Origin of the sequence: Prevotella illustrans (assembly GCF_017426725.1) — a bacterium.
In the GTDB taxonomy this organism is placed as follows: Bacteria; Bacteroidota; Bacteroidia; order Bacteroidales; family Bacteroidaceae; genus Prevotella; species Prevotella illustrans.
The window spans coordinates 35920-49205 of the sequence record NZ_JAERMS010000001.1; the positions used below are offsets into that span (position 1 = coordinate 35920).

At 47.2% G+C, this 13286-nt stretch carries 8 protein-coding genes; all 8 read right to left on the bottom strand.

Features of this window, described 5'->3' with window-relative positions:
* Positions 1-90: 90 nt before the first annotated feature.
* A complete protein-coding gene (locus JHU38_RS00140) occupies positions 91-819 on the bottom strand; it encodes an ABC transporter ATP-binding protein (protein ID WP_107581599.1) in 729 nt (242 codons plus the stop codon).
* A 15-nt stretch (positions 820-834) separates the two neighbouring features.
* Positions 835-2220 carry a DUF5687 family protein gene (locus JHU38_RS00145; protein ID WP_107581598.1) on the bottom strand — a complete coding sequence of 462 codons (1386 nt, stop codon included), beginning with the start codon at positions 2218-2220 and terminating at the stop codon, positions 835-837.
* Positions 2221-2991: 771 nt separating this feature from the next.
* The gene (locus JHU38_RS00150) at positions 2992-3783 is read right to left on the bottom strand and encodes a hypothetical protein (protein ID WP_107581597.1); all 792 of its coding nucleotides are present in this window, start codon (positions 3781-3783) and stop codon (positions 2992-2994) included.
* Between the two features lie 36 nt (positions 3784-3819).
* On the bottom strand, positions 3820-5361 hold the full coding sequence (locus tag JHU38_RS00155; protein ID WP_107581596.1) for a RagB/SusD family nutrient uptake outer membrane protein: 1542 nt from the start codon (positions 5359-5361) through the stop codon (positions 3820-3822).
* Positions 5362-5385: 24 nt separating this feature from the next.
* The gene (locus JHU38_RS00160) at positions 5386-8544 is read right to left on the bottom strand and encodes a SusC/RagA family TonB-linked outer membrane protein (protein ID WP_107581595.1); all 3159 of its coding nucleotides are present in this window, start codon (positions 8542-8544) and stop codon (positions 5386-5388) included.
* Positions 8545-9489: 945 nt separating this feature from the next.
* The gene (locus JHU38_RS00165) at positions 9490-10737 is read right to left on the bottom strand and encodes a DUF4302 domain-containing protein (protein WP_107581594.1); all 1248 of its coding nucleotides are present in this window, start codon (positions 10735-10737) and stop codon (positions 9490-9492) included.
* A 9-nt stretch (positions 10738-10746) separates the two neighbouring features.
* Positions 10747-11685 (bottom strand): zinc-binding metallopeptidase, encoded by a 939-nt coding sequence (locus JHU38_RS00170; protein WP_107581593.1) that lies wholly within the window; start codon positions 11683-11685, stop codon positions 10747-10749.
* A 19-nt stretch (positions 11686-11704) separates the two neighbouring features.
* Positions 11705-13267, bottom strand: coding sequence for a RagB/SusD family nutrient uptake outer membrane protein (locus JHU38_RS00175; RefSeq protein ID WP_107581592.1), 1563 nt, complete (start codon positions 13265-13267; stop codon positions 11705-11707).
* Positions 13268-13286 lie beyond the last annotated feature (19 nt).

The following is a 13286-nucleotide window of genomic DNA, read 5'->3' on the forward strand; positions in this document are numbered from 1 at the left end:
AAAGTACGATGAATCAATGAGATAGCAAAAAAATGATTTTATTTTTAATAATCTTTACTGCAGCAATAGACGCAAGATTTGGCGCGATTCTTACAGCTCGGCAGCAGGCTGCGTTGCGTCGGCAATATCGAAATAGGCTTCGAGTTCGGTCATGGCACGACCCTCCACGTTCGCCAAATCTTTGATAATAAGGCCTTTCTCCAACAAGAGAATGCGGGTGGATATATCGGATACGAAGTTGAGATTGTGACTGGAGAGGATGACCGTGGTGCCTCGTTCCCGGCATTCGCGTTCTATCATCTTGGAGATGAGAATCTGCGACGACGGATCGAGGTAGTTGAAAGGTTCATCGAGGATGAGTACGCGCGGCTGAATGAGCATGGCTCCGATGATACCGACCTTCTGTCGGTTGCCTTCGGAGAAGTCGCGCAGGTATTTCTTTGTACCGAGAATCTCGCCATTCATCAACGCCTCGAAGCCCGCGAGCCGTTGATGGATGGTCGTTTCGTCTAAACCATAGACCTTACCGATGAACGCGAAATACTCTTCGGGCGTGAAAAAGTCGATTAGAAAGCGCCCGTCGATGAACGAACCGGTAAATGTTTTCCAGTCATCACTCTCATGAACGAGCTTTCCTTCGTTCTCCACACTGCCTTCATCGGCCTTGATGAGGTCGAGAATAAGGCGCATCAGCGTGGTCTTGCCTGCGCCATTGTTACCCACAAGACCGATCAGCTGGCCATCACGGATGGTCAGTTCCGGAATATCAATCACAGTTTTGTCACGGTAAACCTTTTTAAGATTGGATATTTGTATCATAAGAAAAATGTTTCATTACTCTCCTAACTTCTCCATTCGTTCATATCGCCGGGCCATAAACATATCGGCCACACGCTTGATGATGGGTCGATGAGCCGCAATTAGGCCAATACCTACAAGCGAAGTAATCCATTCGGCCACCACGGGAGGCAGCCACGCGAAAGCAAAGGCAAAGCCAATCATCGGCACCAACGGCACAAAAGAATACACATTGATAGACATATTGGCTCCCTGATAATTGAAGAAAGCCGACGAGAAGACGTCGAGACGGGTGGAAAAAAGGCAGGTTGGCAGCAGCAACAGATTGGTACCGATGGCCAACAACGCGGCACTGCACAGGAACCCGAGGCTCCATTTGCCCATCAACAGGCCCGGCACGAGCAATAAAAAGACCACCAGATTGATGAGCATATAGAAATAATACTTATTGAGCAGCAGGCGATAAACCGACACGGGTTTAGTCATCAGACCGTGAAAGAAGTTGGCTTCCACACCGAATACCCACTGTCCCAGAATGATAGACGGAAAAGCAACGGAGAAATACATAAAGAATGCCATGAAACCATGGTCGATTCCGCTGTCGCCACCGAATGTGGAGGACTGCGCATAGATTTGCGGAACAATAATAACGAGGCCGAATATCAAGCTCTGGCGCAGGCGCTTGGCTCGTATCAGGCAGAGGTATTCCAAACTCAGAAGCGACACTCGCCCCATGCTGCGCACAGAAGAGGCTTGGTCTTTGTGGTCGTTGTAGACCCGCATGGCACAGAGATAGCGGTAGAGCACATAGATGGCAAGGCCCGACAGGGCCATCATACCCAGTATATGAGCCACGGCGCCAAGGCCGATGAAGCAGAACGCGTAAAGGGTCAGGATAAAAAGGTAGAACAACAGGCCTACCCAGACGGCCAACTTGCGGGCCCAATCGTCAGCCTTGTGCAAACAGGTGATGGCCAAACCGTCGGCCACCGACAGCACATAGGTCATCAGCGTGGCCAGCAACGCGTAGCCGACCGGCATGAAGATGAAATAAATCAGTGCCATAACGAGCGGCACCATGTAATTCCAGTAATCAAGTAGATTGGAAAGAATAAGGAATTTGTTCCACGTGCGTTCCGTAACAGGCTTTGCTTTCAGGTAGTCGTCCATGATAGCGGCGTCCTGCTTCATCGTGAGTTTCAACAGAAAGTCAGGCAAAACGAAGGCCAGTCCCATCACCGTGGCAACGCGTTCAAATGGCAAATCGCCCATCTGTTCCATCACGGAGCTGCCTCCACCCACGTAAAAACTTATCAGGAAAGAAGCCATGATGAAGAGAATATAAATAAAAATGCCCATTTTCTTCCAATTGAAAGTGCGCCGTGTTTCTATCCACCATAGTTTAAGAAGTATCTTCAGCATAAATTTTACTTCATGATTTTAGAATATTACAAAAATAATATATTCTTTTGAAAACGACAACGCCTGCACATCTTTTAACCCAAACATATATAAAACCACTTTTACACCGGTAAAATAAAATTAGCGGGGACAGGTTTACAAGTATCAACGATATCTGCCACGCCCTGAATTATTTTTACATATACCATCAAAAAAGTGGCATTATTCTGAAAAAGAAAAGACTTGGGCGCAAATAAGCGATTGTAGAGCGAGTTTATAAAACGCTGGCTATCAGCATATTGCGATTTTTAAGGTGCTTTCCTGTCGCTTTTTCACCTTTAATCGCTATGCTTTCAGGCCGTAATCGCGGCCTTTTTACCGACTAAAAGCTATGCTTTGGCCGTGTAATCGCTGTGCTTTGAACCGATAAAAGCATAGCTTTGAGCATAAAAGAGCATCAAAATCGGCAAATCGAAGGACTTTTTCGGCACGCCGGCACTTAGATGACGTGTTGCGGAAGTGTTAAAATCTGGTAGCTTTTTCTGACAAAATCACTTGTAGGCTTGCACTAATGAGAAAGGGCTTACAAATGATGAGGCCGGAGATTTCGTCACTTGCAAACTTGTCCCCCACAAATGATCAGGTGAGCCGTTTAACGAGTGAGGACTCGATAGGCTATCATTAAAATAGGGAAGCCTGCTTCACAGCTGACTTCCCTGAAATAGAGAGAGAATTTAAGATTAGCCCTTGATGGAACTAATCCTTTATTCTATAATGTCCATCATTTGCGCCTCAGGGCAATGTGATAACTTCATCAACAACACCAAATGAATAATTACCTGCTCCGACAAGGATATGCTCCAGCGAAAGGGTCAACTGCTTGCCGACTCTTACACCGGTACCGTTGACATAGACTTCTCCATATTGGCTGTTATACTTCCAACCGGCTTGTTTATCTATAACAAACTTGGTGGCGTCGGCGTCGGTAGCCTTGGCGATCACGCTATAGCCTTGGGCAAAGATGTCTTGGAACTTATAAACTTTGAGACCTTCGGCCGTTTCTGATTCGTAAACGTGTACCTTTTTTGTCGCTCCATCGTCGAACCCTGACACGTTGACCAGTTCGCCCAGGTCTTTCCAAGCGTAGTCGCAGGTTATTGTAATCTCTATTGTTTTCACCGGTTTACCCACGATTGTATCGGCTGTAGCTATGTCAGCGTCGCTCAAGGTAAGGGTTGCGGTATAAGTTGTCCCCGCCTTCATGTTGGCAGCCTTAATGGTTACAGTCGTCGTCGTCTGCCCGTTGGCATAAACGGCCGCGCCATTACCGGCGTCGGTGAAAACTCCCGCGTCATCACTGCTGAGTGTATAGTGAGCGGTGTACTCACCTGAGCCGCCAAAACGACTCAGGCTGACAACGATGTCGGCGGATGAATTGTTGGTGAGCGCGGTCACTGTCTTGTCTATGAACGAAATGTTCGCGCCCGTCGGAGAATAGACAGCAGACTCATTATCCTTATCGCAAGATGTAAACAGCGCAACGGCTACTGCAGCTACACCTAATATATACTTACTAATTTTCATTGTAATCAATATTTATGAATTAAGAAAAAGATGGGATTAGTCCATCGGGTTCTGATCCTTTGCAGGATCAAGTGCCGAGTTTCCATCGAATTCGGACTGCGGAATGGTCAACACCCACTTATAGCTGTCCTTATTGTCAATGCCCTTTACTAACGCGGATGACGGATGGCCCTGATCGCTTGAACGGTAAACACCCTGGTGCAAACGGCGAAGATCGAAGATACGGCCAAACTCGCCCCACAGCTCAATACGACGCTGATCGATGATTTCCTCACGAAGCGAGCCTGTCTTGATAAGCGGATTGGTTGTAACGGCCAATTCCTTGCCACTCTTCGAGCACGTATAACCCGAATCACGCTGTTTCATCACTTCCATCAATGTCTTTATCGCGCCGCTATCGTTGCCTTGCATACACTGTGCCTCGGCCTTGGTGAGATACATTTCCTCGATACGCATCAGGATATAGTCGCCTTCGAATGTAGCTTGATTGGAGAATTTAAACTTCTCCTGCTGATAACCGTTAGTCTTGTTGTTCTTGTCATTCGGATTCCACCATTCGCGACGCTCATCTTTTTCGCCCATCAGCGCGTAGAGCGTCTTGCTTACTTGAATACGTGCTCTGGCGCCATACTTACCCATGTCAGCGTCCATGTGGTTGAAGAAACTGGCATATTGTGTTGACTGGTCAGACACGATCTTCATTCCCCACATCACATTCTTGTAGTCTACCTTGTTCAAACCGAGGAAATTGCTGACTGCAGCGATGGCTATTCCTTCCTTACCGGCTTCGGCGATAGCATTGTCAGCATAGGTTTCGGCGTCCTGCCACTTCTCTTCAACCAAAGCAATGCGGGCTGCCAAACCATAAACCTCGCCCAAACCTAAGTGCGACTTACTGTCGCGAGTGGTCTTGGCAGCTTTCAATTTGTCGATGGCAGCCTTGATATCGCTGTCAATTTGCTTGTAGACATCAGCCGTTGTAGCACGTGGTTTGCCCTTTGTTCCCTTCACGGTTGGCTCCGTATAAATAGGTACACAGGGGTCTGTAGGATGGTCTATGTAGTTGCGGGCATAGAACTGTGACAGATAGAAGTAGCCCAAAGCACGCAAGGCATAAGCCTGGCCCACAATATAGTTCTTCTCTTTCTCGTCACCTTCCATCGTTGCGTCGGCCGCAATCAGGTAGTTAGCGTTTGCAATGATCGTATAGAAGAAGTTCCAGGTTCCGTAAGGACGGCCGTAATTATGGGTATAGTCACCCTTAACGTCGAATCGATAGTCATACCAGAACCAGCCGCTACCGGCCGCCTGCTGAATCATATCCTCGCCTTCGAGGTCAGCTACGTGGTTGAAAGCGGTGATACCGAATTCCTCATGCTGCCAGCCGGTGGTATAACCGGTGGTATAAAAGAAACGATAGATACCATTCAAGGCACCAATGGCCTTCGAAGTGCTCCTCATCAACTGACCTGTATCAACAGAAGTGGTAGGTGACGTCTCTAATTGGTCGTCTGAGCAAGAAGACATAGTGCCCAAAGCGAGCAGTCCCAGAAACGCAAATTTATATATTGATTTCATAGTTATATCCTTTCTTTAATTCTATTAGAAATTAACTTCCAGACCCAAGGTCCATGTCTTGTTGCTTGGATAGGTATAGCTTGTACCACCACGGAAGTTGTACTGTGGATCCATACCGTCAAGATGCGAGAAGAGAGCGACGTTGTCGGCCGAACAGAAAACGCGAACGTTGCTAAGACCGGCCTTCCTTGTCAGCGACTTCGGTAAGGTATAGGTGAGCGTGATGTTCTTAATGGCGAAGTAAGAAGCATCGATCAGATAGCGATCGAGTACAATCGTAGTCTCCTTGATGGCCATACGGGGAACATCGGTAATGTCGCCCGGCTTCTGCCAACGACGCAACGCGTTCTTGTGAAGGCTATTGTTGATATACTGGAGGTTCATGTCCTGGTAATAAAGGCCGTCGAGCACCTTGCCACCAATAGAATAGGTAGTCAACACAGACAAATCGAAATTCTTGTAGGTAAGGTTTGTACCGATACTGCCATAGAGATCAGGAATACGTGAGCCCATCTCGTAACGGCTGTTGGTAGCCTTGGAACGGTTGGAAGTAATGTATTCCTTCGTGATATTGCCGTTTTCATCCTTGTCATAAGCCCAGTAGAGCTGTGTACCCGTTGCAGGATCAACGCCGGCACTCCTGCTTATGTAGAAGGTATAGATGGGCAACCCCTTCTTGATGATATAGTTACCGGTAAGAATCTGATCGGTTTCCTCTGTCAGCTTGGTCACCTTGTTGCTGATGGTAGACCCCATCCAGGTAAGTGACCAACTGAAATCTTTCGTGCGGATTGGCGTGCCTGACAATTCTATTTCAACACCGGTGTTGCGCATATTACCTACGTTGGCGTCATACCCGTCGAAACCAGTTGATACAGCCATCGGGTAGTTGAGCAACATGTCAGTGGTCTTGCGATAGTAGTATTCTACACTCGCTTTCAGACGCCCATCCAGGAACGAGCCTTCAACACCCGTATTGAAGTTGCCGTTCTTCTCCCATGACACTCCCGCGTTCTCCAATGTAGAGAGCAGAGAGCCGGTTGTATTGGCATTAGCGTAGTTGACGCTCGACAAACCCTGCCACAGATAATAACGGGGATCGCCGTCAGAGTCAAGAATATTGTCATTACCCTGCTCGCCATAGCTCACTTTATAAGAGAGGTTGTCAATCCACTTCACGTCCTTGAGGAATTTCTCGTGCGACAAACGCCAGTTGGCGCCCAACGACCAGAACGTACCTCTGCGATGATTCTTCTCGAAACGTGAAGAAGCATCCCGACGAACAGAAGCCGACACATAATACTTGTCATCGTAATCGTAGTTGAAACGGCTCAGATAAGAGTCGATGCGATAGTCCAAAGAGTAAGAGTCACCATCCTTCAGAGTAGCGCCCGGACGAAGCTCGATAATACCACTCATCAAACCTGAGCGCCGTGCCATCAAGTATTTCAAGTTATAAGCATAAAACTCATGACCCGCAAGGATATCGAAAGTATTCTTGCCGAACGAACGGTTCCAGCTGAGCAACTGGTTGAGGGTATAGCTCTGGGTACGACTCTCGTACTTAGTGAGCAGACCGCCTGACGTAGCCTGGTTGCCATGCTCCATGTTCATCAGGTCAGAATTGTTGCGGTTGTTATAGTCAAAACCGAAGTTCAACGCGAGTTTCACACCCTTGAGCCAGCCGAAGCTGTCCTTATCGCCACCGAATACGAGACCGCTGCGCATACCGGCAATGTCGCGAAGGGCGGTTGTCTTGTCAAGCAACAGCATACCGAGCGAACTAAAGTCCGCCAAAGAACCCGGGCGCTGGTCGCCGTTAGAATAAGGCTCACCCCAGTCATACTCTGCTTTACCATTCTTATATACGGTCTTGCCGTCGGCGTCTTTCAGATAGACGGGGAACAAGGGGTTCACAAACTGAGCGGTATACCACACGTTTGAGGAAGAGCTTCCCGAATAGTTGCTAAAGTTAGAGATGGAGTGACCTACGTTCAGTCCTACATTGGCACTGAACCAGTCGTTTACCTTGGAGTCTACATTCACACGGGCCGTATAGCGCTGAAAGTTAGTAGTCTTCAGCGTACCATCCTCATTGACATAGCCCAATGACATCATATACTTTGTCCTGTCGGTACCACCGTTGAGGGAGAGCTGATGCTCATGACGGAAAGCATTCTTCTGCTCTACCGCGTCCATCCAGTTTTCATCCCAGGCAGCCTGCGCGTCGGCCTGCACCCGTCCGGTCTCGGGGTTGATGATGGTAGCCCAAGTGTAGTTCTTGAACGGATTATAATATTCACCGCCCAAGGTTTCAGACATCTGAGCACGCCCCGCGGCTTCTGCGTCGGCCCATGAAGCGCCACCGGCAAAAGCTTCATTGCGCAGTGCCTCATAGATCAGTTGCACATATTCTTTCTGATTGACGTTGTCATAACGCTTGATAGCACGGTTCGACCAACCCATGGTTGAACGCCATGTCACCTGTGTCTTGCCCTCAAGTCCCTTCTTCGTGGTAATCATCACGACACCATTGGCACCACGGGCGCCGTAAAGCGCGCCGGCACTGGCGTCCTTCAACACGGTCATCGCCTCAATATCCGAAGGGTTGATGCTGCTCAACGTACCGTCGTAAGGAATACCGTCGACAACAATCAGCGGGCTGTTGGAAGCGTTGATAGAACCATAGCCGCGAATGTGAATGGAAGGCGACGAGCCCGGCTGCCCTGAACCCGAAGTAAGCTGAACACCACTGGCATTACCTTCGAGGGCTTTGGTAACAGTCGTTACGGGGCGCAGCTCGAGCTTTTTGCTGTCGATGTTCTCGGCAGAACCTGTGAATGATGATTTTTTCGATGTACCATAAGCCACAACCATCACTTCATCCAATGTCTGGTTGTCAACTTCCAGTACTACTTTCATGTTACTTCTGGCAGCCATCACCTTTGTCTTCATACCGATATATGAGAACTGAAGTTTTGAACCGGCCGGAGCAGACAATGAGAAATGACCGTTAACATCAGTCACCGTACCCGTGTTAGTGCCTACGACTTTAATCGCCGCTCCAATAATGGGACTGCCATTATCAGCGGAGGTTACGGTACCACTAACTTGGGTCTGTGCCATTGCTATTCCAAAACTGAGGAACAAGCAGGCGAGAAACATACTTAGTCTCTTTTCCATAAAATCTCTCTCGTTAATAAATTTATAATATTAATTCTCTCGCTACAGTTTGTTATTAGATTGCATAACTATACAAATACCCTCTGTATATTATCATTACTTAACTGTTCTGCAAAAATAACAATTATAAACGTAACTTCCAATTATTTTTTAATATTTCTTTCTTTTTGACGCAAAAAAGCCATAATTTTATCAATTATTGATTTAAAAACGGATATTTATATGCTATTTTAAAAAAAATGAATTATCAGAAAAAGGACAAAAAACAACGGATAACAAGCATAAAGTTAATGAACATTTCGCATATTTATAAAAGAAATAGGGCCGAAGGACTGATTTAAGAGGGTAAAGTCAAAATAGACCTCTTGTAAGCCCATCCCAATTATATTGATTCAGCGGATCCGTGATTTTGTCAGAAAAAACTACCTGATTTTAACACTTCCACAACATGTCATCTAAGTGCCGGCACGCCGAAAAAGGCCTTCGATTTGCCGATTTTGATACCCTTTTATGCCTAAAGTTATCCTTTTATCGGCTCAAAGCACAGCGATTACACGGCCAAAGCATAGCTTTCAGCCGATAAAAGGGCCACGATTACGGCCTAAAAGCATAGCAATTAAAGGCGAAAAAGTGAAGAGAAAGCACCTTGAAAATCGCAATATGTTGATAGCCAGCGTTTTATAAACTTGCTCTACAATCGCTTATTTTCGTCCTTCTCTTTTCTTTTTCAGAATAATGCCACTTTTTTGATGGTATATGTAAAGATAATTCAGGGCGCGGTAGATATCATCGATACTTGTAAACCTGTCCCCACTAATTTTCTACTCACCCCATAACAGGCTTACGACCCCATTAAGCAAAGACCTTACAAAACCGATCGCGGGTCGGCATTGATACCGACCCGCTCTGTTTGACACCTTATTAATATATAAGGATTACGATTCTTTAGAAAGATATCTTGACATCGCCCTTATCGCAGACAAAGACGATAGACGGATCTTCTACGCAAGTAAGCGTGATTCTTGTAGGAAGTTTAGTCTTGTTCGCCTTCAACTTATAAGTACCGGGCTTGCCGTTAGGCGTCAACATTTCGATAATCTTATCCCAATGGAAATTCTTTGTAAAGTAGTCTCCATTGGCATCGGCTGTGGTCTTACCGGAAATGACGATGGTTTCATCATCAACCTGCTCCACACCCAACACAATCTGTCCCCAATACTTGCTCATTTTGATGGAGATACCAAACTGCGATCCTAAACTGATGCTTTCCGTACCGAAGTAAGCATAACTCAGAGGGAATTTGGTATTAGCCTTGGCCGCGGCCTGGAACAACTGAACCACCTTTGCCGAGCTTTTCTTCATATTAGGAGTCCACCAACCATTGATAAACAACTCTGCCGTAGAAGCCGGAACCAACTTAATCGTTTTATCTACTTTGTCGAGCCAATTATCATCTTCGGTATAGGTAAAACCGGATATAACCTTTCCGTTCAGCGTAACAGGCGTCAAGACATCCAATCCCGCGGGTGTATAGATGACAGGAATATCATGAACCGTTCCTTCGGCGTCGGTAGCCTTCAGCACGTTGTAAGACATCGTACACGGATAAGTGACGTCTCCCACAATCAACTTATAGCGATCGGTCTTCATGTTTTGCTTCACCGTGTTTACCTGACTTACAAAATCGGCCCATTTCTGATTAGCAGCCATAGGGGTCATCACAATACGTGCGTTGTGTTTCTTACCCGCCATAATCACACTGTCGGCCGTTGCCTTGAGCACACGAAATTCAAAGTCGCCTTCATATCCTTTACCGTTTGTACCTACGTTGGCCACCGGATCTGAATAGATATGGAAAGCCTTATTGAAAGAGTCGAAACTTAGCAAGACGCCCTGACTTTGCTCTACCGAATAGTGAGAAGTATCTTCTGTTTGAGTTGTCACATCCAGACAGTGAACGCCATTATCTTTATCAAACTGACAAATAAGATTGTAACCTCCATAGAGCGATGAGCCCTGGTAAGCCACTCTCCAGCCATTGGGTGCCGAAACAAGCACCTGCTTTGTATTCTCAATACTCTCCATGATACGCGTCGCGGCAGGCTTGTCAAACACATCCTTTATTTCGGGCGTGCATGATGAAGCCATTGCCAAAGCGCCCACCATAAACAGCAAGCTATATAGTTTATTCATATCTCAATCTTAATTTAATGTTTTCAAATCCAGTTTTTCCACTTCTCCCGATCGACGCAATACGATTTCACGCAGCTTGTCGATGTCAACACCCCATGAATTCATCAGATAGCTCCTGATCATATCAAGCTTGGTGAGGATGGCATTGACACCGTCCCTGCTACCCGTTTCGGGATCAATGGCTTGCTCCAAACGGGTATTCCACATCTCGTCGGTATCCGTCACGTAACAAGAGAATACTTCGGCAAAGTCTTCGTTATACTCACTGCTGGCATAACCCGTCACAAAACCGTCACGACCGGAAACCGTATCGTTCACGTTGATCCAGTCATTCGAATGGAACTTACCGGCCGACACCGTACGGAAGTCCGTAGAGTAATCTTTCAGCTGCGTAAGGATATGGGCAAACTCGTGGTGCATGGTATGGAAGTAGGCACGGTTCAGGTCGAGCTTCAACGGACGCTTAGGCTTGTCCCTGAAAGGGTATTTCCGCTCGATAAAGATATCGTTGATATCTAAATGGTTTATCTGAAACAGGTTGACACGTATACCTCCTTCGGCAAAACCCAAAACGACAGAACCTTGACTTGTATACTGGGCCGAACCTATCAGTTGGAACTCACGGAAACAATGCTGCTTCAGAAAATCCGGTCCCATCAATTCGGTATAAGCGTCAAGCCACACGTGCTTCACGATCTTGGCCAACGCAATGGAATTGGTGATGGAAGCCGGTGTCACATTGTAGCTCAAATCAGAATTCTGGTCTACATAAAGATAGTTGAAGCGGATGTTATACGGGTCGGTATAATTCTTCTTCAGCCACTCGTCAAACTCCGAACGCTGCGGCGCCTTGGTATCAAAGATCGACTCCGAACTCAAGTTGTCGCTCGTACAGGCTGTGGTCAAAGCCAGGACAGCCATCATCAAAAACAATTTTATATTTTTCATTTGCTAATCCTTTCTATATTTATTTTTCACGTGGGTTGGCCTCCAATCCTGCTTCGATAACTTCGGCCGGCAACTGCAACGCGCCACGGAGATCGCCTGCCTTGAAATAAATGTTATCCTCGCCATCGAGAAGATGCGTAATCTCGATACCATAACGCTTGATATCCTGGAAACGGAGCCCCTGCATGTAGGTTTCGATACGGCGCAACTGCAATATCATGTAAATAAAGTTGGTCTGCGTACCCTGCTCAATAGTGAATCCCTGCGGATGAATAGGCTTCTTGATTCCCATCTGGCTTTCTGATTCAATCTTGGCAGGCACCTCGGTCAAGCTATTAAAGAACGAGTTCACCAACTCCGTTGTCATGACCGGACGTACTGCCGTTCCGGCTTTGCCAGCCGTATGGGCGGCTATCCATGTGTTCATATCGGCCAACGACTCCTCGTATTTACCTGAACGGGCATAGGCTTCGGCGCGCACCAGTAAGGTTTCTTCAGCCGTAAACACGGCATCCACGATACGGTAATAAACCGACGTCTTGGTCGCGTTAGTATATTGCCGCTGTTCCATCATCTTAGGATAATAATTGTAACCACTACCTCCATAAAGCAAACGCGACTCATAGAGCACATTATTGGTAGAACCCGAACCCCAAGGCATACGAGCCCAGAATGTTTCGCCGATGGCTATCGACCGTGCGTGGATATAACGACGCCAGCTGGAATACCTGGCGGCATAGCCATGATGCGAGATTGCCGTCTGCAACATGAAGTTGGCGTTCTCGCCCGAGTTGATATAGGCGTTTCCTATATCTACCACACCGGCCAACTTCTTGTAAGTTGATACGGAACGCATCATCGAAGCCGGATTGGATCCCAAGGCTTTTGTAGCATACTCGATGGCCTTGTCCGGCTTGTTATAATACAAATTAAAACGGGCCGCAAAAGCATAGGCCGCACGGGTGTTGAAGTGATACTTCGGCACATCGTAATGATCGTCCGAAATCTTTGGCAAAGCCTCTTCGATATCGGCATTGATGTAGGCATAGAGCTCTTCGAGCGTGCCACGATTATTGACCGACACGCCGGCCGTCTTCGGATAAGGCAAGCCCAGATACTTGTCAGCCTTCGTAGCATCGTAGGCCATACAGAAAATATTAGACAGGCGGAAAAGCGCCCACGCACGGCAAAGCAACGCCTCTGCGCGCAGGGGCGCCACGTCGCGATCGGTCACTTTGCTCAGGTCGGCCAACACTTGGTTGGCTGTACCCACGGCAACATAGAAGCCGCTCCATAATCTACGGGGAGAGTCGTTGGTAGTCACGTCGATCTCTTTCCAACGATAAGCCTCATCCTGAACAATCTGATAGGTGTACTGACGCCCCAGGTCGGTCACGTTGTCACTGCTCAGATCGAGCAGGAGGTTCGGCGCGTTATCGCTATAGGCCGTAGACAACAGCTGCTTGGCTTTCTCAAAGGTATTGACCTCAGCACGGTCGTCGGGCAGTTTGTCCAGATAGCTGTCGCACGAAGAAAATGCCAACGTGCTCAAAACCAAAAGGAATATATTTATTTTTTTCATTTTGTTTGCTTCTTTAATT